This is a genomic window from Streptomyces sp. CNT360 (assembly GCF_000424785.1).
Map to the genome: position 1 here is coordinate 1 of NZ_AUKO01000040.1, position 22563 is coordinate 22563.

Sequence of the window (22563 nt, forward strand, 5' to 3'; positions counted from 1 at the left end):
CCCCGGGGCCCTTCCCGCCTGTGCGGTGGCCTCTCAGGCGGGGGCGGCCATGCCGTCCTTGGTCACCCGCCGGGTGCGTACCCTCAGCTCGCCGGCCTCCCGCACCAGGACGTCCTCGCAGACGCAGCTCATCTTCAGCTCGGCCGTGCCGCCGAGGACCGTGCCGAAGATGAGCGCGTAGCAGCGCACGTGCACCGAACCGTCGCCGGCCGCCTGCACCGCGACCATGCCGTGCCAGTGCCGGCGCACCTCGCCCGCCTCGACCAGCGCCTTGTGGGCGGTGCGCACCGCTTCGGCCAGCGCACGGCGTCCCACCACGGGCTCGGGTCTGTGCTCGGGTGCGAACTTGCCGTCCTCGGTGAAGGTGTCGGCCCACTCCTGGGCCCGGCCGCTGTCGAGGAGCTGCATGTGGCGTGCGTAGAACTGCTGCACCTCGGCGTACAGTGCGGCCTGCGTCTGTCCCGCCCCGGTGGTGTTGCCGCTCATCGATTCTCCTTTTGCTACGGTCTCCGCCGCCGGCCGCGTGCCGGCCGCGCCGGCCGGGCCGTTCAGCACGGGAGACATTCCAGTACGGCCCAGTCGCCCACGGCCGGATCGCCGTCCAGGGCGAAGCCGGCCGCCGAGAGCAGCTCACGCCATTCGTCGAGATTGCGCTCCCGGCCGCCCATCACCACGAGCATGTCCACGTCCAGGAACTTGGCGGTGTCCCAGGTGTTGCCGGGCGCCACCACCTGTTCCAGGACCAGCAGCCGCCCCTGCGAGTCGCCGATGGCCTCCCGTACGCGGCGCAGGATCTGCACGGCTTTCTCGTCCGGCCAGTCGTGCAGCACCGTCTTGAGTACGTACGCGTCGCAGCCGCGCGGCAGCGGGTCGGTGAAGAAGTCGCCGCCGACCACCTCGATCCGGTCGCCCACCCCGCGTTCGGTGAGCAGTTCTGCCGCCGCACGTGTCACCTGGGGGCGGTCGAAGAGCACTCCGCGCACGTCGGGGGTGCGGCGCACGAGTTCGGCGAGGAAGTAGCCGCGGCCGCCTCCCACGTCGGCGACGAGCGGGAAGCGGGAGAAGTCGACACGGTCCAGGTAGAGCCCGCCCAGGCGCCGGCTGATCGTGGTCATGGCGTCGTCGAAGACCCGGCCGGCCGTGTCGTCGCCTTCCAAAAACTCCCAGAACGGCATGCCCCGCGCCGCCTCGAACCCGGGACGGCCGGTACGCGCCGAGTGCAGGATGCGGCCGAAGGACTGCCAGAAGAAGTCCGAGCCGTCGAGCAGCACGGCGTCGCGCACCCCGTCGGGCAGGTCGGTGCGCAGGCCCTCGGCGAGGGGTGTCAGCGCGAAACTGCGCGGGGTGCGCTCCTCGAAGACGCCCACGAGGGCGGCGCAGCGCAGCAGGCGGTAGAGCGCGGCCTCCTCGGCGCCCACGGCGGCGGCCAGTTCGCGGACCGGCCGCGGTCCCTTGGCGAGTTCGTCGGCGATGTTGAGCTCGGCGAGCGCGTACACGACGGCGGAGAAGCGCTGTCCGTTGGCCAGCAGCATCAGGCGCTGACGGGTGTCGATCTCGGGCAGGTCGACCGGCGAGTAGGCGGTGGTCTGGTGGCTGCGGGTCGGGGAATGGGTCATGTCACTCAGCCTTCGTTGTCATCGACGAACGCGACCGCCCGGGCCCAGCCGGCCCCCGCTTTGGCGATCTTCACCGGGAAGCAGGAGAGGGTGAAGCCGTGCGGGGGCAGCCGGTCGAGGTTGGCGAGGCGTTCGATCTGGCAGAACTCGCGGTCACGGCCGGCGAAGTGGGCGGGCCACAGCACGGAGCGGTCCCGGGTCTCGTGGTAGCGGCGCAGGATGTTCCCGAAGGGGGCGTCGAGGCTGAAGGCGTCGGTGCCGATGACCTTCACGCCGAGGTCCAGGAGCAGGTGTACGGCGTCCCCGTCGAGGCCGGCGAAGTGGGTGAAGTACTTCTCGGTGCCGGCCCAGCGGTCGGCCCCGGTGTTCAGCAGCACGATGTCCAGGGGGGCCACCTGGGCGCCGGTGTGGTCCAGTGCGGCCTGGATCCGGTCTGCGCCGACGGCCCCGGGGCGGGCAGCGGTGAGGTCGAGTACGACGCCGGGGCGGTGGAACCAGTCGAGCGGCAGTTCGTCGACCGTTCGCGGGGGGCCTTTCCGGTAGGAGGCGCGGGTGCCGTAGTGGGCGGGCGCATCGACGTGGGTGCCGGTGTGCGAGGTGAGCCGCAGCGTGTCGATGGACAGCAGTTCACCGTCGTCGAGCACGGTCGGGTCGAAGTCGAGGCCGAAGTGCTCGCGCATCTCGGTGGCCATGTGCACGGCGCCCTCGGCCGGCGTGGTGATCTCGTGTGTGACGCTTTCCGGCTCCCAGCCTTCGGCGTCCACGGGCGATGAGAGGTCGACCAGTCTCATCCGCGCTCATTTCCTTCCGGTCGGGGTGAAGAGGTTGTCGGCGACGCGGATGCCGGGCGCGCCGAAGGCGATGCGGTGGGTGATGCGGGCTCCGAGGGGGGTCCGCATGACGAGGCGGGCGAGCTGTGGCCGCAGGAACGAGGCCACGCTGTCGGCGGAGAGCATCATCCGGCTCTGCACGGCCTGGAACTTCACGACCGCGTCGATGTGGGGGCGGCGCAGCCTCTCGAACTGCGCGAGCCGCGCGGCGCTCACGTCCTGCTCGCTCAGCGCGGCCGTGAGGATCGGGTGCAGGATCGCCGCGTCCTGGACGGCGAGGTTGATGCCCTGTGCCCCGAGCGGGCCGTGCGTGTGTGCGGCGTCTCCGAGGAGTACCAGGCCGTTTGTGGCCCACCGGTCGGCGGTGGCGGCGAAGACGTCCAGCAGGGAGATGTCCGCGAAGCTGCGCAGGTTCGCTTCCACCGTCTCGGCGAAGTCGGGGGCGGCGCCGGCGATACGGCGGCGCACCTCGCCGATGCCGAGCGGGGAGAGCTGTTTCCACTGGCCCTTGGGCAGCAGCCAGCCGACCTGCAGCGTGTCGGGGTAGGAGTCGTAGGCGAGTACGGGGCTGCCGCCGGCGCGGTTGACCCGTACCTCGGACAGCCGCTCGGCCGCCGGCAGCCGGAACCAGACCACGTCCTGGTCGAAGACGTCGTGGCGGACGTGCCCGATGCCCGCGAGCCGGCGTACCCGGGAGGTCCTGCCGTCGGCCACGGCCACGCACCGGGCCGGCACCGTGTACTTTCGGCTTCCGGCGCTCGCCCGGACGCCGCGCACGGCGTCGCCCTGGTGCAGCAGGCCGTTGACGCGGGCGGTGAGGTGGACGAAGCCCGGGTACTGTCCGCACAGCTTGAGCAGTTCGGCGAGCAGGTGCGCCTGGGGGAGGCTGAGCAGGTAGTCGTACCGGGAGCGCAGCCGGCGGTAGTCGAAGCACATCAGTTCCCGGCCGCGCTCGACGAGCCGGAAGCGCTCCAGCACGTAGGCGCCGCGCCGGGCGGCGCCCTCCAGAGCCCCGGCCTGGTCCAGTACGGCGAGGCCGCCGGGCTGCAGGATCTCGCCGCGGTAGTCGCGTTGGAGCGAGGCGCTGCGCTCGACCACCGTCACGCGCAGTCCGGACCTGAGCAGCAGCAGGGCGAGCGTCATGCCCGCCGGGCCGCCTCCGACCACGCAGATGTCTGTTTCGTCCTCCACGACGGTCCCCTTGGGCTGATGACAGGCCGGGCAGAGCGCCCACGATGTCCCGGCCTGCTCGACCGCCGCTGGAGCCGGTACGGAGCGGCCCGGCCGGGCGGCTTCGAGTACCGTTCCAGCCGGCTTCCAGGCCCGTTGGTGATGCTGCGGCCATGACAGATCCCGCGCTCGAAGCCGTGACGACCGTCCGAAGACTCGCCCTCGCCGCGGGGGGTGCCGCCGCCCTGCGTGCCGCCGCCGAACTGCGTGTGGCCGACGCGCTGGGCGAGGAGCCCGCCACCGTGCCGGAGTTCGCGCGGGCGGCCAACGTCGAGCCCGGCACGCTGGAGAGACTGCTGCGCGCCCTGACCTCGCAGGGCGTCTTCGCTACCCGCGGTGACCGCTACGTGCACAACCCGGTCTCCCGCCTGCTGCGCTCCGACAGCCCGCGCAGCCTGCGCGACATGGTGCTGTGGGCCACCGAGCCGTGGACCTGGCAGGTGTGGCCCCGGCTCGCCGAGGCCGTACGTACCGGCAAGGGCGGCTTCGCCGAGGCGCACGGCAAGGACTTCTTCACCTACCTCTACGAGGACGCGCCCGAGTCGGCCGAGGTGTTCAACCGGGCCATGACGCAGGCCAGCCGGCTCTCCTCGGCGGCGCTCGCGAAGGTGCTGGACCTGCGGGGCCCGCAGAAGGTGGTCGACATCGCAGGCGGTCACGGCGACCTGATCGCCACCGTCCTGGAACACGATGCGCAGTTGCAGGGCGCCCTGTTCGACCTGCCCGGCGCCCTTGAGGACGTCGATGCGCGTCTGCGCGAGGGCGGGCCGCTGGCCGGGCGGTGCGAGCTGGTGGCCGGCGACTGCCGTGTGTCGGTGCCCGTGGAGGGCGACGTCTACCTGCTGAAGAACGTACTGGAGTGGGACGACGCCGCGACGGTGGACACCCTGCGCAACGTGGCCGCCTCGGCGCGTCCGGGCGGCCGGGTGGTGGTCGTGGAGAACCTGGTGGACGGCAGCCCGGAGACGGGCTTCACCACCGCCATGGACCTGCTGTTGCTGCTCAACGTCGACGGCCGCAAGCACCTGCGGCAGGGGCTGCTGGACTTGATGGCCCAGGCCGGCCTGGAGGTCACCGGCGTACGGCAGGCCGGGCCGTACTTGCACGTGATGGACAGCCGCATCGCCGCGCACGCGCCCGGAAGCTGAGGCCCTGCCGTATACGGGACCACCGGGTCCGGGCGGAGGGCGGTATTCCGCGGCCCGTTCGGGACGAGTTCCCGAACGGGCCGCGGAATACCGGGTGCCCGATTTTCGGAACAGTGACGCCGCCACCGCGTGACGACAATTCCGATGGCCGGCGCACCTAATTCTCGGAAATCAGTAGGAAGCCCCCTCGGCGACCCGGTGGAGAATGGCCAGTGAATCGGCCATGGGGTCGAAACACAGCATCGACTGCTGCACGCCGCATATCCGAGGCGACGGCTCCAGGCCGAGCTCGGAAACCAGCATGTTGCGGTACTCGTGAAACGAGTCGAGCGCGGCCGACAGTCGGCCCGCCCAGAACAGCGCCAGCATGTGCTTGATGCGCATTCCCTCGTGCAACGGGTGGCTGGCCACCAAAACCGTCAGCTCGCTTTGCACCTCACGGTGCCGGCCGAGCCGCAGCTTCGCCTCGATGAGCATCTCGGTGGCCTCGAGTCGGCTCTCCTCCAGGCCGCAGATCTGCGGATACAGCAGCGGGCCCGGTCTGACGTCGCTGAGCGGGGCACCGCGCCACATCGCCAGTGCCCGGGTGATCAACCCCGCGGCCCGCTCGTTGTCGCCCTGACCGAGCGACTTGCGGCCCTGTTCGATGAGTTGTCCGTAGCCGCTGAGGTCGTGCTCCGCCTGGTCGGCCTGAAGCTGGTAACCGGGCACCTTGGTCACCAGGGTCTCGCCGCGCCGTTCCGCGTGCGGCGAGGGCAGATTACGGAACATGCGCCGCAGTTGGAGCACATAGGTCTGCAGCGTCGTCGAGGCGCTGCGTGGAGGACGTTCGTCCCAGAGTTCCTGAATGAGTGAGGCCGTGGAAACCGCACGGCCGGGCTCCAGCATCAGCATCGCGAGGACGCTTCGAGGCTTGGGAGCCGTAAGAACCTCTGCGACTTCGATGTCATTGATCGTTAACGTGCCAAGCACCCCGTACTTCACGCTGTTACCCCCAGAAGCCAAAGACAACTACCCCCGCAGACAACGCTGCTAAGGCAATCCGAGACGATCGCGAGATAGGCGAGATTAGCATGCGGTGCCAATTACATCTACCTCTGGTGTCACAGGTTTTTCAGATCTCCCACACATCTCTCAGGAGCGTCCGTTTTCCTCCGGTACCACGTGCTCGGCATACCAGCGGACGGTCTGCGCCAGTCCCTCGTCGAAACCGATGCGGGGCGCGAAGCCCAGCGCCTGCAGCTTGCCGTCGTCCAGGCTGTAGCGGCGGTCGTGCCCCTTGCGGTCCGCCACGTGCTCGACCAGGTCCCAGTCGCGCCCGCAGGCGGCGAGCAGACGCGCGGTCAGCTCGCGGTTGGACAGCTCGGCCGTACCCGCGATGTGGTAGACCTCGCCGGGCTCGCCCCGCTCGGCGACGAGCTGGACGCCCCGGCAGTGGTCGCGCACGTGGATCCAGTCGCGCACGTGGGACCCGTCGCCGTAAAGCGGCACCTTGCTGCCCTGGAGCAGCCGCGTGACGAACAGCGGAATGATCTTTTCGGGGAATTGCCTCGGCCCGTAGTTGTTGCCGCAGCGGGTGATCGAGACGGGAAGGCCGTGGGTGACCGCGTAGGCCAGTGCCACCATGTCGCCGCCGGCCTTGGAGGCCGCGTACGGCGAGCGGGGCCGCAGCGGAGCGTCTTCGCTCCAGGAGCCGGCGTCGATGGTGCCGTACACCTCGTCCGTGGAGACCTGCACGATACGCGGAGTGCCGGCCGCGAGGCAGGCGTCCAGGAGCGCCTGCACGCCGAGCACGTTGGTGCGTACGAACTCCTCCGGGCCGGTGATCGAGCGGTCGACGTGCGACTCGGCGGCGAAGTTGACCACCAGGTCGTGTCCCGGCACCACGCTCGCCAGCAGCTTCGGGTCGCACAGGTCGCCCCACACGAACTCGCATGCCAGGCCGTGGAGGTTGTCCGGGTCGCCGGCGTAGGTGAGCTTGTCGAGCACCGTCACCTCGGCGCCCCGGTAGGCCGGATACTCGCCGGCCAGTGTCGCCCTCACGAAGTGGGAGCCGATGAAACCGGCCCCTCCGGTGACCAGGATCCGCTGTGCGCTCATGACGCGATCTCCACTCTGCTGCGGCCCCCGAGCACCAGGCGGTGCGCGCCCGGACGCCGTGGAGCGTGCGCGATCTCCGCGTCCTGGCCGATGAGCGAGGACTCCACGGAATGCACCCCGGTGATCGAGGCGCGGGGCATGATGATCGAGTCGCGGACCCAGCTGTCGGTGATCCGGCAGCCCTCCGCGACGGAGGTGTAGGGGCCGATCCGGCAGTTGGTCACGGTGGCGCCGGCGCCGATGACCGCGGGTCCGACGACCGTGGAGCCCACGATCCGTGCCCCGGGCTCGACACGTACGTGGCCGCACAAGGTGCTGTCGACCGCCTCTTGGGCGCCCCGCGCTTCCCGCGCTTGGAGCGTGCGCAGCATGCGGCGGTTGGCCTCCAGGATGTCGGGCACGTTGCCCGCGTCCTTCCAGTAGGAGGTGAGGATGTCGCCCTCGGTGCGCTGGCCGTGGTCGATGAGCCACTGGAGGGCGTCGGTGATCTCCAGCTCGCCGCGGGCGGAGGGCTCCAGTTCCGCGATCGCCTTGTGGACGAGGGGGCTGAAGGCGTAGACACCCACGACGGCCAGATCGCTGCGCGGCCGTTGGGGCTTTTCCTGCAGCCCGGTCAGCCGGCCGTCGGGGGCGATTTCGGCCACCCCGAACGCCTGGGGGTGCTCGACCCGGGCCAGCAGCACCCGGGCGGCCGGGCGCCGGGCGCGGAAGCGCTCGACGAACTCGCCGATCCCGCCGAAGACGATGTTGTCGCCGAGGTACATCACGAAATCGTCGTCGCCGAGGAAGTCCTGGGCGACGCGCACCGCGTCCGCCAGCCCGCGCGGCTCGCGCTGCCACAGGTAGCCGACCTCCAGCCCGAAGCGGGAGCCGTCGCCGACGGCCTCCTGGATCTGCGCGCGGGTGTCGCCGACGACGATGCCCGTCTGGGTGATGCCGGCCGCGGCGACGGCGTCGAGGACGTGGAAGAGCACCGGCCGGTTGCCCACCGGGACCAGCTGCTTGGCGACCGTGTGGGTGATGGGACGCAGGCGGGTGCCCGCACCGCCGGAGAGCACGAGCGCTTTCATGCGGTCCTCCCCTGTGACGTGGCGGCCCGGGCCGGCCCGTTCGAGAGCCGGGCCACCAGGCCCGTGTCGTGTTCCGCGGCGCGGAACTCGTGGCTGGCGACGATCTCCCGCAGGAATCCGGTCGTGGTCCGTACGCCGCCGCCCTCCACCCGCACCTCCTGCAGGGCCCGGTCCATCCGGGAGACGGCGCGCTGCCTGTCCGGCGCCCACACGCTGACCTTCGCCAGCAGGGGGTCGTAGAAGACCGAGATCCGCGATCCGGCGCGTACGTGCGTGTCGACGCGCACGAACGGGCCCGAGGGCAAGGCGAGCTCGTCGATGGTGCCGGCGGTGGGCACGAAGTCGCGTGCGGTGTCCTCGGCGTTGACCCGGCACTCCACCGCGGCGCCCCGCACCTCCACGTCCTGCTGGGACAGCCGCAGCGGATGCCCCGCCGCGACCCAGAGCTGCTCTTGCACGAGGTCGATGCCGGTGATCATCTCGGTGACCGGGTGCTCCACCTGGATACGGCAGTTGACCTCCATGAAGTAGAAGCGCCCGCTGCCGTCGTAGAGGAACTCGAAGGTGCCGGCACCGACGTAGCCGGCGGCCTTGGCGCCCTGCACCGCCTGGTCCGCCATGGCCGCGACGACCTCCGCCTCGATGCCGGGAGCGGGCGCCTCCTCGAGGAGTTTCTGGTGGCGGCGCTGGACCGAGCAGTCGCGGTCGCCCAGGTGGATCACGTTGCCGTACCGGTCGGCGAGGACCTGGACCTCGACGTGCCGGGCGGAGGGCAGGTAGCGCTCCAGGTACACCCGGCTGTCGCCGAAGACGGCCCGGGCGTGGCGCCGGGTGTCCCGGAAGACGGCCGGGAACTCCTGGGCGGTGTGGGCCACCCCGATCCCGCGGCCGCCGCCGCCGGCCACCGCCTTGACCACGACGGGGTAGCCGATCTCGGCGGCGAGGCGTTCGGCCTCGCGGGGTGAGGCGACCGGCTCCAGGGTGCTGGGCAGCAGCGGCAGTCCGGTGTCGGCCATCAGTACGCGGCAGGTCGCCTTGTCGCCGAGTGCGGCGATGACGTCCGCCGGCGGGCCGATGAAGGTGATGCCCTCGGCTTCGCACACCTCGGCGAAGTCGGCGTTCTCGGACAGGAACCCGTAGCCGGGGTGGATGGCGTCGGCGCCGGTGCGCTTGGCGGCCTCCACGATGGCCGGGACACTGAGGTAGCTCAGCTGGGCGGATCCGGGGCCGATACGGACCGACTCGTCGGCGTAGCGTACGACCTCGCTCTCCTCGTCCTCCGTGGAGTGCACGGCCACGACCCGTATTCCCATCTCGCGGCAGGCGCGGGCCACACGGAGCGCTATCTCACCGCGGTTGGCGATCAGAACCGTATCGAACACGGCCCGTCACCGCCCGTCCGGGGGGATGAGCGAGCACAGCGGGTCGCCGTACTCGACCAGGGCCCCGTTGGGCTGCAGGAACTCCCCGATCGTCGCGTGCCGGTCCGCCTCGACGGGAATCATGAGCTTCATCGCCTCGATGATCCCGATCTGCTGGCCGGGCACGACGGTCGCGCCCTCGCTGACGAAGGGCTTGGAACCCGGCTCGGGCGCCCGGTAGAAGACACCCACCATGGTGGCGTGCACGTGGTCGAGCTGTGCGTCTGCGGGGGCGGTGCGGGCGGGGGGTGCGAGGGCCGGCTGCGCGGGCTCGGTCTGCCCTGCGGCCACGGGGGCGGCGGGCGCGAAGTCCATCTCGACCGTGACCGGCCCGATGCTGAGGCGGACCGCGCTGGGCGGCGAGGGGGCCTGGGCCAGGAGTTCGGCCATGCCGTTCTTGGCGGACTCCAGGACGGCCGGAAGGGCCGCGAGGGTCTCGTCACGGCCGTCGCCCAGCAGGCCGTCCAGGCCGGTGTTGCTGTCGTGGACAGTGTGCATCTCAGTACCTCTCCGCCGGCCGGCCACCGGCGTCCCGCCGGCCCCCGAACCCGCGGAAGCGGGCTCTTCGGCCGGCGAGCAGCTCGTCGGTGGACAACCGGCTCAGCTCTTCGAACAGCGGCCGCACGGCCCCGGCCAGCCGCAGGGCGGTGGCCCGGCTGTCGCGGTGCGCTCCCCCGTCGGGCTCGGGCACCACACCGTCGACGATGTTGCGGGCGAGCAGTTCGCGTGCGTGCAGGCCGAGTTCACGGGCGGCGAGCGGCGCGGCGGCCGCGTCCCGCCAGAGGATGGCCGCGCAGCCCTCCGGGCTGATGACCGAGTAGACGGCGTTGCTGAGGGCCAGCACCCGGTCGGCCACGGCGATGCCCAGCGCGCCGCCGCTGCCCCCCTCGGAGACGACGACCGCGACGATCGGCACGGGCAGCCCCGCCATCAGGCGCAGGTTCTCGGCGATGGCCGCCGCCTGCCCGTTCTTCTCGGCCTCCACTCCCGGGTAGGCGCCGCTGGTGTCGACCAGCGTCAGCACCGCAAGGCCCGTCTTGGCGGCCAGCCGCATCAGCCGCGCCGCCTTGCGGTAGCCGGCCGGCACCGGCATGCCGAAGTTGCGCTCGTGCAGCTCCCGGGCCGTGTGCCCCTTCTGCTGCGCCACCACCATCACGGGCCGTGTGCCGAAGAAGCCGACTCCGCCCACCATGGCCGGGCAGTCGCCGCCGAGGCGGTCGCCGTGCAACTCCTGGAAGTCCTCCACGAGCAGGTCGACGTAGTCCAGGGCGGTCGGGCGCTGAAGGTTGCGGGCCCCGAGGACGGCCTGCCAGGGGTCGCTGTCCGGGAGCTCGGCCGGGTCGGTGACCAGGACGTCCGCCGGCGGATCGTCCTCCTCCTCGGCTGTCGCCGGTGTGCCGCCGCTCAGCGCCCGCAGCACCCGGCCGAGGGTCTCGCGCAGTTCTGCGCGCGGGGCCACCACGTCGACCTGGCCGTGGTCGAGCAGGAACTCCGCGCGCTGGAAGTTGTCCGGCAGCCTCTGCCCGATGGTCCGCTCGATGACGCGCGGCCCGGCGAAGCCCATCCGGGCACCGGGCTCCGCGACGATCACGTCGCACAGGGTGGCGAACGACGCCGCCACGCCCCCGTAGACCGGGTCGGTGATCACCGAGACCGTCGGCACGCCCGCCTCGTCGAGGCCGAGCAGGGCCTGGCTCGTCCTGGCCATCTGCATCAGGGAGACGGGCCCCTCCTGCATCCGTGCCCCGCCGGAGGCGCACACCAGCACCAGCGGGCGGCGCTGCGCGAGCGCCTCCTGGGCCGCGACCGTGATCAGTTCGCCCACGCCCGCGCTGAGGCTGCCGCCCATGAAGGCGAAGTCCATGGCGACCACGACGGCGGGGGCCCCGCCGATACTGCCGCGTGCGGCGACGGCCGCCTCGCGCAGGCCCGTACGCGCCCTGGCCTCGGTGAGCCGGTCGCCGTAGGGGCGCGTGTCGACGAAGCCGAGCACGTCGCCCCCGGCCTCGGGGACGTCCAGGGGTGTGCCCGTCCCTCCGTCCAACAGCTGCTCGAGGCGTTTCTGCGCGCCCAGCCGCCGGTGGTACCCGCAGTCGGGGCACACGCCCAGGGTGCGGGCGAGCCGTTTGCGGTAGACCGGATGCCGGCAGTGGTCGCACAGCCACCAGCTGTCCGCCTGCGGCCCGGTCGTCACGGCGACGGTCATGAGGCCGCGGCCAGCCGGCGCCGCGCGAGCTCCAGGAGTCTGCCGGGGGTCTCGGCCTCGCTGACCTCCTCGTCCGAGAGATCCACGCCGTACTCCCGCTTCAGCTGTGCCGCGGTCTCCAGGACGGCGAGCGAGTCGTATCCGAGGTCGGCCAGCGGCGTCTGGGCGAACTGCACGTCCACCACCGGACGTTCGCTCTCTCCTGCGCACACCCGCAGAATCCGGGCGAGCTCCTCCAACGTCAGTTCGGACATCGCGAAACCTCCAGTGTTCGCAAGCGGACGGGCGTGCCCTCAGCGGGCGGCGCCCACGACCATCGCGGAGTTGAAGCCGCCCAGCCCCCTGGCGATGACCAGGGCCGCGTCCATGCGCAGCTCACGGGGGCGGTCGGCGACGACGTCCAGTTCGTAGCGGGGGGACGGTCGGGTGTGCACCGAGGGGGGAAGGACTCCGTCGCCCAGCGCCAGCAGCGCGGTGGCGACGTCCAAAGGACCGGCTCCGGCGCACAGGCGGCCGGTCATCGTCTTGGGCAGGGCCACCGGCACGCCCCAGGGGCCGAAGATTTCGGTGAGGGCGGCGGCCTCGGCCTCGTCCAGTTCGGCGACGCCCGCGGCGTCGGCGAAGACGGCGCCGATGTCGCCGGGCTCGGCCTGCGCGTCGGCGAGGGCGAGTTCGACGGCCCTGCGCAGGCAGGAGGGGGCACCGGCCGGGCGGGTTCCCGGCCGGGGGTCGAAGGTGGAGGCGTGGCCCAGCACCGTGCCGTAGGTGCGTACGCCGCGTTTGCGTGCGGCCGCCTCGTCCTCCAGGACGAGCAGGGCTCCGCCCTCCCCGGGCACGAACCCGCTCGCCTCCTCGTCGAACGGGCGGTAGCCGTGCGCGGGGTCCTGGGCCGGGCTCAGCCGGCCGGTGGCCGTCTGCGCGATCCAGCCCCAGGGGCACAGCGAGCCGTCGACGGCGCCGGTGACCACGGCCGAGGAGCCGCGGCGCAGCAGCCGGCGCGCCTGGGCGATCGCGTCGAGTCCGCCGGCCTGGTCGGCGACCAGGACGCCGCTTGCTCCGCGCAGGCCGTGCCGGATGGAGATCTGGCCGGTGTTGACCGCGTAGAACCAGGCGAAGGACTGGTAGGCGCTGACGTGTGCGGGCCCCTTGCGCCACAGGTTGTCCAGCTCGCGGTGCCCGAAGTCGAACCCGCCGGCGCTGTTGGCCGTCACCACGCCCGCGGCGTACTCGGGGAGGTCTCGGGGGTCCATGCCGGCGTCGCCGAGCGCTTCCTGGGCGGCCACGAGCGAGAGCCGTGTGGAGTGGTCGGTCTGCGGGATCAGCCGTCCCGGGAGCCGGGAGGCCGGGTCGAATCCGCGGATCTCGCCCGCGAGGGTGGCCGCGTAGCGCGAGGGGTCGAAGTGGGTGATACGGCCGATCCCGGCCCGTCCTGCGAGTGTCGCCTTCCAGTACTGCTGGGTGTCCATGCCGTTGGGCGCGACGACGCCCAGGCCGGTCACCACCGGCCCGCTCACGACTGGCTCCGGCCGGGCCGGGTGAGCACCATCGCGCTTTGGAAACCGCCGAACCCGCTGCCGACGCTGAGGACGACGTCCAGTGGCGTCTCCCGCGCCGTCAGCGGCACGTAGTCCAGGTCGCACTCCGGGTCCGGCTCGTGCAGGTTCGCGGTCGGTGGGACCACGCCGTGCTCGATGGCCAGGGCGCTGGCGGCGATCTCGATGGAGCCGATCGCGCCGAGGGAGTGGCCGACCATGGACTTGATGGAGCTGACCGGGACGCGCCGGGCGTGCTCGCCCAGTGCCGCCTTGAACGCGGCGGTCTCGTGCCGGTCGTTCTGCTTGGTGCCCGATCCGTGGGCGTTGATGTAGCTCACCTCCTCGGCCGGCAGCCGTGCCTCGTCGAGGGCCGAGCCGATGGCCGCGGCCATCTCCTTGCCGTCCGGCCGCAGTCCGGTCATGTGGAAGGCGTTGCACCTGGAGGCGAACCCGGCGACGTTCGCGTACACGTGGGCGTCGCGGGCACGTGCGCGTTCGCGCTCCTCGAGGACGAAGACGGCGCTGCCCTCGCCGAGGACGAAGCCGTTGCGGGTGCGGTCGAAGGGCCGGGAGGCCGTGGCGGGCTCGTCGTTGCGCGGTGTGGTGGCCCGGATGGCGTCGAAGCAGGCGACGGTGATCGGTGAGATGGGGGCGTCGCTGCCGCCCGCGATCATGACGTCGGCCGAGCCCTCCTGGATCAGGCGCGCGGCGTGTCCGAGCGAGTCCAGGCCGGAGGTGCAGCCCGTCGAGACCACCGAGCACGGGCCGCAGGCGTCGACCGCCCATGCCACCTCGGCCGCCATCGAGCTGGGCACGAAGTAGTCGTACAGGTGCGGGACCGCCTGGTCGGGGTCGACCAGCCAGTCGCGCCCGCCGTGGCTGACCCGGACGTACTCGCGCTCCAGGCTCGTCGTGCACCCCACCGCGCTGCCGAGCGTCACGCCCGTGCGGTGCGGTTCGCACTCGCCGGGCTCCAGACGGCTGTCGGCGACCGCCTCACGTGTGGCGACGACCGCGAACTGGGCGGCGCGGTCGAGGCGTTGGGCCTCCTGCGCGGTGAGCCCCTCGGCCCGCGGGTCGAAGTCGCACTCGGCGGCGATGGCGGACCGGAAGGGTGAGGCGTCGAAGTGAGTGATGCCGCGGGTCGCGGTACGGCCGGAGACGAGCAGGTCCCAGAAGGGCTTGACGCCGATGCCACCCGGAGCGATCACGCCCATCCCGGTTATCACTACGTCTCGGGCCATCACAGCATCCCCCGATATCTGAAGTGGTTTCGACGTTGTCGCACGCAGCATTCGGTCCACCGCTTGAGCCGCCCTCGAACGCAAGTGGAAGGTTTGAGCTCAGTCCCGATTCGAGTCCGGATCGAGGCGCGCGCTAGACCCCCTTGCCACGGTGAGGCCCGCGAGCCCGCCGGTTGTCGTTGGCCGTACTTCCCCACCCTCGCCTCGCGTCGGAGGCCGGCGCCCCTTGCGGGGTTTCGGCAGCCGACCCAGCAGAAGGAGAGTTCAGTGCAAGGACAAGACCTTTACGTGAGGTCTCTCGGGGTGCACCTGCCGGAGCCCGTCAGCACCGAGCAGGCCGTGGCCGAGGGACACCTGGACGCCGAGGACGTCGCCGACGGGCAGCTGACCGCGGTACGGGTGGCCGGCCAGACCCCGGCGCCCGAACTGGCGCTGCGGGCCGCGCGCCAGCTGTTCGAGCGCGCCGGCCTGGACGCCTCGGACACCGACCTGATGCTCTACTGCAGCGTGTGGCACCAGGGCCCGGACGGCTGGGGGCCGCAGTCCTACGTCCAGCGGCACCTGGGCGTCGATGCCCTGGCGCTGGAACTGCGCGCCGGCTGCACCGGACTCTTCAGCGCCCTGCAGCTCGCCTCCGGCTACCTGCACGGCACCCCGGGCATGTCCCACGCCCTGCTGCTGGGCGGCGAGAACTTCGGCACCCCGCGCATCGACCGCTGGCGGGCCACCGGCGCCGGGATGCTGCTGGGCGACGGCGCGTCGGCGATGCTGCTGAGCAAGGAGTCCGGCTTCGCCAAGGTGCTGTGGGCCGACTGCATCACCGTGCCGGAGCTGGAGGGCATGCACCGCAGCGGCCAGCCGATGTTCCCGCCGGGCGTCACCGTCGGGCGGGAGCTGAACTTCTCCGACCGCAACCGGCACTTCCTCCAGAACGAGGGAGCGCAGATGCGGCCGCTGCTGATGAAGGCCCACCACGACCTGTACGACCGCTGGACCAGCGCCACCGGTCTCGGCGTCGAGGACGTCGCCTACCTCGGCTACATGAACACCTCCCGCACCACGATCGAGAAGCGGCTGCTGCCGCTTTTGGGCCTTCCGGCCGAGCGCACCACCTGGCACGTGAACCGGGACACCGGCCACCTGGGCATCAGCGACCAGGTCGTGGCCTTGGACCGGCTGCTGTCCGACGGCAGCCTCAAGCCCGGTGACCACTACCTGATGTACGGGCTGGGCCCGGGTATGACGGTGGCCGGCGCGATGTTCGAGGTCACCGAAGAACCCGCCTGGACGCGTCGGTGAACGCCCGCGAGCCCATCGCCGTCGTGGGGATGGCCTGCCGCTTCGCCGGCGGCGTGCACTCGCCCGAGCAGTTCTGGTCGCTCCTGCGCGAGGGACGGGACGCCATCGGCGAGGTTCCGCCGGAGCGGTGGGAGTGGTACGCCTCGCGCAGCAGGGCGGACGCCGCCGCCCTGGCCGGGGCGACCCGGCAGGGCGCGTTCCTCGACGACATCCGGGGTTTCGACGCCGACTTCTTCGACGTGACGCCGCGCGAGGCCGAGCTGATGGACCCGCAGCAGCGGATCGTCCTCGAACTGGCCTGGGAGGCGCTGGAGCACGCGGCCGTGCCCGCGCACGCGCTGGCGGGCGGCGACGCGGGCGTCTTCGTCGGGGTCGGCTCCGATGACTACGGCCGGCGGATGCTGGAGGACCTTCCCCGCATCGAGGCGTGGACGGGCATCGGCGGCTCCTACTGCGGCGTCGCCAACCGGGTCTCCTACGCCCTCGACCTGCGCGGCCCCAGCATGGCCGTGGACACGGCCTGCTCCTCGTCGCTGGTGGCGCTGCACCTGGCCATGCAGAGCCTGCGCGCCGGGGAGTGCCCCCTGGCACTCGCCGGCGGCGTGCTCGTGATGGCCTCCCCCGGCCTCACGCTCGTGCTCGACGAGGCGGGCGCGACCGCCCCCGACGGCCGCTGCAAGTCCTTCGCCGCCGCCGGTGACGGCTACGGCCGCGGCGAGGGCGGCGGGCTCCTCGTCCTCAAGCGGCTCTCGGACGCCCGGCGCGACGGCGACCGGGTGCTGGCCGTGCTGCGGGGAAGCGCCGTGCACCAGGACGGCAGGACCCGCGGCATCATGGCGCCCAACGGCGAGGCCCAGGCGCACCTGCTGCGCCGCACCTACGAGTCGGCGCAGATCGACCCCGCCTCCGTGGACTACGTGGAGGCGCACGGCACCGGCACCCGCGCGGGCGACCCGCTGGAGGCGGGGGCGATGTCGTCGGTGTTCGGGGCCGGCCGGGCAGCCGGGAAGCCGTGCCTGATCGGTTCGGTCAAGCCGAACATCGGACACCTGGAGGCGGGCGCCGGCATCGCCGGGGTCATCAAGACGGTGCTGGCGCTCCAGCACGGGCAGATCCCGCCCAGCCTCAACTGCGAGACGCCCAACCCGGCCGTCGACTGGGCCGGCGCCGGGCTCCGTGTGGTCACCGAGGCGACCCCCTGGCCCGACCGGCACACCCCCCGGCGCGCGGGCGTGTCCGGATACGGATACGGCGGCACTCTCGCCCACGTCATCGTGGAGCAGGCACCCGATGCCGACGCCCCCGACGCGTGCGAGCCCGGGCTCGCGCTCTACCCGCTCTCCGGCGCGAACGCGTGTGCCGTGCAGGAGTACGCGGGCCGGCTCGCCGGGCGGCTGGCCGAACCGGTCGCCACCGCGGGCGTGGGCCATACCCTCGCCGTCCGCCGCCACCACCTGCCCCACCGGGCTGCGGTGGTCGCCGCGGACCGGGCCCAGCTGGCGCGGCGGCTCGCTGAGTTCGCCGGGCAGGGCCTGGCACCCGGCGTGAGCACCGGGTGCGCGGCGGGGGCCGGGCGGGGTCTGGTCTGGGTGTTCTCGGGGCACGGCTCGCAGTGGACCGGCATGGGCCGTGACCTGCTGGCGGCGGAGCCGGTGTTCGCCGGCGTCATCGACGTGCTGGACCCGGTCTTCGTCGAGGAGATGGGCGTCTCCCCGCGGGCCGCGCTGCTGGCCGACGAGGAGCACCCCGTCGACGTCGTCCAGCCGCTGATCTTCGCCGTGCAGACGGCACTGGCCGCCCTGTGGCGGCACCGCGGTCTCACGCCCGACGCCGTACTCGGCCACTCGGTCGGTGAGATCGCGGCCGCCGTGACGGCCGGGATACTCACCCTCGAACAGGGTGCCCGGCTGGTGTGCCGCCGCTCCCTCTTGCTGCGCCGGGCCGCGGGCCGGGGGGCGATGGCGATGGTGAGCCTCAGCGCGCAGGAGGCGGGTGCACGGCTCGCCGGCCGGCAGGATGTGGTGGTGGCGATCAGCGCCTCCCCCGGCTCCACCGTCGTCTCCGGGGACGCCGGCGCGGTCGCCGAGGTGGGCGCGGTGTGGCGCGCGGACGGGGTCGCGGTACGGCCCATCGACACGGACGTGGCCTTCCACAGCCCGCACATGGAGCCGCTGCTGGAGGAGCTGGCCGCGGCCGCCGAACAGCTGCCCCCCTCCCCCGCCTCCCTCCCCGTCTACAGCACCGCGCTCCCGGACCCCCGCGACACCGCACCGCGCGACGGCCGCTACTGGGCGGCCAACCTCGGCCGGCAGGTCCGGTTCGAAGAAGCGGTCACGGCAGCGGCCGAGGACGGCTACCGCCTCTTCCTCGAAGTCTCCCCGCACCCCGTGGTCGAGCACTCGGTCAACGAGACGCTCGAGGACCTGGGCCTCGACGCCGGCTTGGCCACGCACTCGCTGCGCCGCCGGCGAGGGGGATGGGAGACGATGCTGGCGAATCTGGGCCAGCTGTACTGCCACGGCGCCCGGATCGACTGGTCGCGGCTGTGGCCGGACGGCGGCCCCGTCGACCTGCCGGGCACCGCCTGGCAGCACAAGCCGTACTGGTTCGAGGAGCCCGCGCCCGGGACCGGGCAGGACGGCGGCCACGACCCCGGCAGCCACACGCTGCTGGGCGCGCGCACCGTCGTCAACGGCACGACGCCGCTGCTGGCCTGGCGCACCCGACTCGACCGCGACAGCCGCCCCTACCCGGGCAGCCACCCGGTGCGCGAGGTGGAGATCATCCCGGCCGCGGTCCTGCTGCACACCTTCCTGACCGCCGGCGCCCAGGACGGCCGGCGCCAGGACCTGGTGGACGTGGCGCTGCGGGTGCCGGTCTCCGTCACCCGTCCGCGCGAGGTGCAGGTCACGGTGCAGGACGGCACCGTGAGGCTCGCCTCCAGGATCCTGGGCGAGCCCGGTGACGAGCGCAGCCTGACCACCCACACCACCGCGTCGTTCGAGCCGCACGAGCCCACCGCGCCGCCCGCGGCCGACGCGGCCGACGCGGCCGGTCCCGCGGACCTTACCGGCGAGGAACTGCCGCCCGAGCACGTGGTGGAACGTCTGGCCGAACTCGGCGTGGCCGCCATGGGATTCTTCTGGCAGATCACCGGGCTCTGCCGCGGCGCAGGGACGCTGAGCGTGCAGGTGCGGGCCGACGCCGACACGGAAGAGCCGCCCGCCACCTGGGCCCCGCTGCTGGACGCGGCGCTCTCGGCCGCGTCCGTGCTCTTCCCCGGACCCCCGGCGCTGCGCATGCCCGCGCACATCGGCCGCGTCAGCCTGGAGGGCGAGCCGCCGGCCCGGGCCGAGATCCGGGTGCGCCTGGTCGACGAGGCGACCGTCGATGTGCACTTCCTCGGCGCCGACGGCGCCCTCCTGGGCCGGCTCCAGGCACTGCGCTACGGGCGGCTCGACGGGGGCGTGGACGCGCCCAGCAGCCCGCGGCGGCTGGTCCACCGGATGGAGTGGCGAGCACTGCAAAGGGACGAGCCGCGCCCGTTCCCCTCGGTCGTGCTCCTGGGCGACGACCGGGATCTGCTGCGGCGGCTCACCCACCGGCTGGTCGGCGAGTCCGTACCGCACCGGGTGGCCGACGGCCCCCAGGATCTGCGCGAGGACGAACTGCGCGGCGGACACGCGGTCCTCGTCGTACCCGCCGCGCGGCTGCCGGCAGAGACGCTGAGCGACGCGTCCTTGCGCACGTCCTGGCTGCTGGCCCGGACCGCGCAGCGGATGGCGGCGGCCGGCAGCCGGCCCGCCTCCCAGCTGTGGTGCCTGACCCGGGGCGTACGCGAATGCGCCGGCGAGGAGTCCCTGGCCCACTCGCCCCTGTGGGGCCTGGCCCGGATCATCGCCGGCGAACACCCGGACCTGTGGGGCGGCCTGGTCGATGTCGGCACGTCCCCGCGGGACATCGCCACCGCCGTCGACCTGCTCGGTACCCGGCACGGGGAAGGCGTGCTCACCGTGCGCGAGGGCCGGGCCGAAGTGCCCCGGCTCGCGCTGCTGGAGGGCGACCCCGGGCGGCAGCCGACAGGCTGCCGCCCGCACGGCACCTACCTGGTGACAGGCGGCCTGGGCACCCTGGGTCTGGAGGTCGCCCGCTGGCTCGCCGGCCGCGGCGCCCGCCGCATCGTGCTGTGCGGCCGGCGGGCGCTGCCCCCGCGCGAGGAGTGGGACAGCCTCAGCGATCCCGGCGTCGCCGCCCAGGTGGAGGCGGTCAGGGCGCTGGAACGGCTGGGGACGACCGTGGCCACGGTGGCGCTCGACGTCTGCGACGCGGAGGCGGCGCAAAAACTGCTCACCCCAAACGCGCTCGGTCTGCCGCCGATCCGCGGTCTCGTGCACGCCGCAGGTGTGCTGGAGGACCGTCCGCTGCGCACCCTGGACGCGGAGTCGCTGCGCACCGTCCTGCGGCCCAAGGCCGAGGGCGCGTGGGTGCTGCACGAGCTGTTCCCGCCCGGCACCCTGGACTTCTTCGTCCTCTTCTCCTCCTGCGGGCAGCTCCTCGGCCTGCCGGGGCAGTCCGCCTACGCGGCGGCCAACTCCTTCCTCGACGCGCTCGCCGCACACCGGCGTGCCGCCGGCGACGCGGGCACGGTCAGCTTCGGCTGGACCTCCTGGCGCGGCCTGGGCATGTCCACCGCCTCCGAGGTCATCGACGCGGAACTGGAGGCACACGGAACCGGGGACATCACCGCCCTGGAAGCCTTCCGCTCCTGGGAGCTGGCCGAACGCCACGATCTGGGCTACGCGGCCGTCCTGCGCACGCTGCCGTGCGAACCGGGACGGTACCGGCCGCCGCTGCTGGACGAGCTGCCCGACCAGGAGGCACCCGCCCCGCCGGAAGCGGTCGAGGCGGCGCCCTGGGCCAAGCTCGCGGGCCAGGAACTGCACACCTTCCTCAGCGCCCGGATCAGCGGCCAGGTGGCCTCGGAGACCCGGCTGTCCGCGGAGGAGATCGACCCCCACCGGGCGCTGTCGGAGATGGGTTTGGACTCCGTGATGACCGTCCGCATCCGGCGCGGGCTGGAAAAGCAGTTCCGCACCCCGCTGCCGGCGACCCTCTTTTGGGACCGGCCCACCGTGCACGCCATCGCGGGCCTGCTCGCCGAGCGCATCCACCAAAGCGAGGCGGACACCGCCACCGCCGGCGAAGGGAGCACACCGTGATACGGGAAGGCTTCGTGCCCTGGCCGCCCGACGCGGTCCGCCGCTACACGGAAACCGGCTGCTGGCGCGGGCGCCCCATGGGCGCTCTCGCCTGGGAGTGGGCCGACCGGTGGGCCGACCGCAGGGCGCTGGTGGACGGCCAGCGGAGTATCGGCTACCGCGAACTGGCAGAGCGGGCCGACGCGCTCGCGCAGCGCCTGCACGAGCGCGGGCTCACCGAGGGCGACTCCGCCCTCGTCCAGCTGCCCAACTGCTGGGAGTTCGTGGCCGTCGTCCTGGCGTGCCTGCGCATCGGCGTGGCCCCGGTGATGATGCTGCCGCCCCACCGCGAGTACGAACTCGCCTCGATCGGGGCGCACGTGGACGCCGCCGCGCTGTTCGTACCGGACGAGTGGCGCGGCTACGACCACCAGGCCCTCGCCCACCGGGTCACCGACAAGCTGAGGGAGGAGGCTTTGGTCTGCGTCGTCGGCGAGACGGTGCGCCCCGGCAGCCACGACGTCCGGGAGCTGCTGGAGCCGCACGGCGCGACGCAGGCCCGCCGCCGGCGGCTGGACCGGCTGGCGCCCGAGGCCGGTGACGTCGCCGTCTTCCTCCTGTCCGGCGGCACCACCGGGCTGCCGAAGGTGATCGGCCGCACGCACAACGACTACGCGTACAACCTGCGGCGCAGCGCCGCCGCCTGCGGCTTCGGCGAGGAGACCGTGTATGCGGCCGTCCTGCCCGTCGGGCACAACTTCCCGCTGGCGAGCCCGGGCATCCTGGGCACGCTGAACGCCGGCGGGCGCGTGGTGCTGCTGCCCTCCCCGCGCCCCGACGCCTTCTTCGAGGCCGTCGAGCGCGAGGGCGTCACCGTCACCTCCGCGGTCCCGGCCGTGGCCTTGAAGTGGACCCAGGCGGCGGCGCACTGCGGGCGCGACCTGTCCAGCCTGCGCCACGTGCAGGTCGGCGGCTCCGTGCTCGCACCGGAACTCGCCGCGCGCATCGGGCCGGCGCTGGGCTGCCGCGTCCAGCAGGTGTACGGCATGGCCGAGGGCCTCATCTGCTACACCCCGCCGGACGCTCCCGACGACGTCGCCCACACCACCCAGGGCCCGCCCATCAGCCCCTACGACGAGCTGCTCGTCGTGGACGGCGACGGCAGGCCGGTGCGGCCGGGCGAGGTCGGCGAACTGCTCACCCGCGGCCCCTACACCCCGCGCGGCTACTTCGGGGTGCCGGACCAAAACGCCCGCTCCTTCACCCCCGGCGGGTGGTTCCGCACGGGGGATGAGGTGCGGCTCACCCCCGAGGGCCAGGTCGTGGTGTGCGGGAGGGTCAAGGACCTCATCAACCGGGGCGGCGAGAAGATCGCGGCCGGGGAGATCGAGACGCTCGTGCAGCAGCTGCCGCAGGTGGCCGAGGTGGCCGCGGTCGCGGTCCCCGACCCGGAACTCGGCGAGCGCGCCTGCCTGTTCGTACGCGTGCACGAAGGCGCCACGCTCACCCTCGCGGAGGTGGCGGCAGCGCTCACCGGGCTGGGCCTGGCCGCGTTCAAGATCCCCGAACGGCTCGAACTCCTCGACGACCTGCCCCACACCGCCGTCGGCAAGCCCGACAAGAAGGCCCTGCGGGACCTGCTGGTCAACCCCGTCGTGAGGTGAGA

17 protein-coding genes are annotated in these 22563 nt (G+C 72.7%); 4 read left to right on the plus strand and 13 right to left on the minus strand.

Annotated features, from left to right (window positions below; translation table 11 throughout):
• Positions 1-33: 33 nt before the first annotated feature.
• The 4 genes from H297_RS38335 to H297_RS0125390 form a co-directional block, all read right to left on the minus strand.
• Positions 34-486 carry a nuclear transport factor 2 family protein gene (locus tag H297_RS38335; RefSeq protein WP_037795418.1) on the minus strand — a complete coding sequence of 151 codons (453 nt, stop codon included), beginning with the start codon at positions 484-486 and terminating at the stop codon, positions 34-36.
• A gap of 62 nt (positions 487-548) precedes the next feature.
• The gene (locus tag H297_RS0125380; protein WP_078514589.1) at positions 549-1616 is read right to left on the minus strand and encodes a methyltransferase; all 1068 of its coding nucleotides are present in this window, start codon (positions 1614-1616) and stop codon (positions 549-551) included.
• Positions 1617-1621: 5 nt separating this feature from the next.
• Positions 1622-2407 carry a cyclase family protein gene (locus tag H297_RS0125385; protein WP_027739349.1) on the minus strand — a complete coding sequence of 262 codons (786 nt, stop codon included), beginning with the start codon at positions 2405-2407 and terminating at the stop codon, positions 1622-1624.
• Between the two features lie 6 nt (positions 2408-2413).
• Positions 2414-3637, minus strand: coding sequence for an FAD-dependent monooxygenase (locus H297_RS0125390; protein ID WP_027739350.1), 1224 nt, complete (start codon positions 3635-3637; stop codon positions 2414-2416).
• Between the two features lie 152 nt (positions 3638-3789).
• On the opposite strand from H297_RS0125390, the gene H297_RS38340 reads away from it, so the two are divergent.
• A complete protein-coding gene (locus tag H297_RS38340; protein ID WP_037795421.1) occupies positions 3790-4824 on the plus strand; it encodes a methyltransferase in 1035 nt (344 codons plus the stop codon).
• Between the two features lie 171 nt (positions 4825-4995).
• Here H297_RS38340 and H297_RS0125400 read toward each other — a convergent pair whose 3' ends face one another.
• From H297_RS0125400 to H297_RS0125440, 9 genes are all read right to left on the minus strand, one after another.
• Positions 4996-5808: an AfsR/SARP family transcriptional regulator gene (locus H297_RS0125400; RefSeq protein ID WP_064744877.1), complete on the minus strand. Its 813-nt coding sequence runs from the start codon at positions 5806-5808 to the stop codon at positions 4996-4998.
• Between the two features lie 150 nt (positions 5809-5958).
• The gene (rfbB, locus tag H297_RS0125405) at positions 5959-6924 is read right to left on the minus strand and encodes a dTDP-glucose 4,6-dehydratase (RefSeq protein ID WP_027739352.1); all 966 of its coding nucleotides are present in this window, start codon (positions 6922-6924) and stop codon (positions 5959-5961) included.
• Positions 6921-7994, minus strand: coding sequence for a glucose-1-phosphate thymidylyltransferase (locus H297_RS0125410; protein WP_027739353.1), 1074 nt, complete (start codon positions 7992-7994; stop codon positions 6921-6923). The genes rfbB and H297_RS0125410 overlap by 4 nt, the downstream gene beginning before the upstream one ends.
• Positions 7991-9376, minus strand: a complete 1386-nt coding sequence (locus H297_RS38345; RefSeq protein WP_037795423.1) for an acetyl-CoA carboxylase biotin carboxylase subunit — start codon at positions 9374-9376, stop codon at positions 7991-7993. The genes H297_RS0125410 and H297_RS38345 overlap by 4 nt, the downstream gene beginning before the upstream one ends.
• Before the next feature lie 6 nt (positions 9377-9382).
• On the minus strand, positions 9383-9913 hold the full coding sequence (locus tag H297_RS0125420) for a biotin/lipoyl-containing protein (RefSeq protein WP_051352169.1): 531 nt from the start codon (positions 9911-9913) through the stop codon (positions 9383-9385).
• Position 9914: 1 nt separating this feature from the next.
• On the minus strand, positions 9915-11609 hold the full coding sequence (accA, locus tag H297_RS38350) for a carboxyltransferase subunit alpha (protein ID WP_486589661.1): 1695 nt from the start codon (positions 11607-11609) through the stop codon (positions 9915-9917).
• A gap of 8 nt (positions 11610-11617) precedes the next feature.
• Positions 11618-11875, minus strand: a complete 258-nt coding sequence (locus H297_RS0125430) for an acyl carrier protein (protein ID WP_027739355.1) — start codon at positions 11873-11875, stop codon at positions 11618-11620.
• 39 nt (positions 11876-11914) lie between these two features.
• Complete coding sequence (locus H297_RS0125435) at positions 11915-13135, minus strand: ketosynthase chain-length factor (protein ID WP_027739356.1); 1221 nt, start codon at positions 13133-13135, stop codon at positions 11915-11917.
• On the minus strand, positions 13132-14400 hold the full coding sequence (locus H297_RS0125440) for a beta-ketoacyl-[acyl-carrier-protein] synthase family protein (RefSeq protein ID WP_027739357.1): 1269 nt from the start codon (positions 14398-14400) through the stop codon (positions 13132-13134). The genes H297_RS0125435 and H297_RS0125440 overlap by 4 nt, the downstream gene beginning before the upstream one ends.
• Before the next feature lie 288 nt (positions 14401-14688).
• Between H297_RS0125440 and H297_RS0125445 the strand changes: the two genes are divergently transcribed.
• From H297_RS0125445 to H297_RS0125455, 3 genes are read left to right on the plus strand one after another with little or no spacing between them, the layout of a single operon-like run.
• Complete coding sequence (locus H297_RS0125445) at positions 14689-15699, plus strand: ketoacyl-ACP synthase III family protein (RefSeq protein WP_199787265.1); 1011 nt, start codon at positions 14689-14691, stop codon at positions 15697-15699.
• A complete protein-coding gene (locus tag H297_RS38355; protein WP_486589662.1) occupies positions 15696-20918 on the plus strand; it encodes a type I polyketide synthase in 5223 nt (1740 codons plus the stop codon). The genes H297_RS0125445 and H297_RS38355 overlap by 4 nt, the downstream gene beginning before the upstream one ends.
• A complete protein-coding gene (locus H297_RS0125455; RefSeq protein ID WP_486589663.1) occupies positions 20915-22561 on the plus strand; it encodes a (2,3-dihydroxybenzoyl)adenylate synthase in 1647 nt (548 codons plus the stop codon). Before H297_RS38355 ends, H297_RS0125455 begins: the two co-directional genes overlap by 4 nt.
• Positions 22562-22563 lie beyond the last annotated feature (2 nt).

What these genes read in the sequence shown, in the direction of transcription:
- H297_RS0125440 (WP_027739357.1), bottom strand. Translation starts at nt 14,400, where the DNA reads ATGGCCCGAGACGTAGTGATAACCGGGATGGGCGTGATCGCTCCGGGT.
- H297_RS38335 (WP_037795418.1), bottom strand. Translation starts at nt 486, where the DNA reads ATGAGCGGCAACACCACCGGGGCGGGACAGACGCAGGCCGCACTGTAC.
- H297_RS0125420 (WP_051352169.1), bottom strand. Translation starts at nt 9,913, where the DNA reads ATGCACACTGTCCACGACAGCAACACCGGCCTGGACGGCCTGCTGGGC.
- H297_RS0125380 (WP_078514589.1), bottom strand. Translation starts at nt 1,616, where the DNA reads ATGACCCATTCCCCGACCCGCAGCCACCAGACCACCGCCTACTCGCCG.
- H297_RS0125385 (WP_027739349.1), bottom strand. Translation starts at nt 2,407, where the DNA reads ATGAGACTGGTCGACCTCTCATCGCCCGTGGACGCCGAAGGCTGGGAG.
- H297_RS38340 (WP_037795421.1), top strand. Translation starts at nt 3,790, where the DNA reads ATGACAGATCCCGCGCTCGAAGCCGTGACGACCGTCCGAAGACTCGCC.
- rfbB (WP_027739352.1), bottom strand. Translation starts at nt 6,924, where the DNA reads ATGAGCGCACAGCGGATCCTGGTCACCGGAGGGGCCGGTTTCATCGGC.
- H297_RS0125430 (WP_027739355.1), bottom strand. Translation starts at nt 11,875, where the DNA reads ATGTCCGAACTGACGTTGGAGGAGCTCGCCCGGATTCTGCGGGTGTGC.
- H297_RS0125410 (WP_027739353.1), bottom strand. Translation starts at nt 7,994, where the DNA reads ATGAAAGCGCTCGTGCTCTCCGGCGGTGCGGGCACCCGCCTGCGTCCC.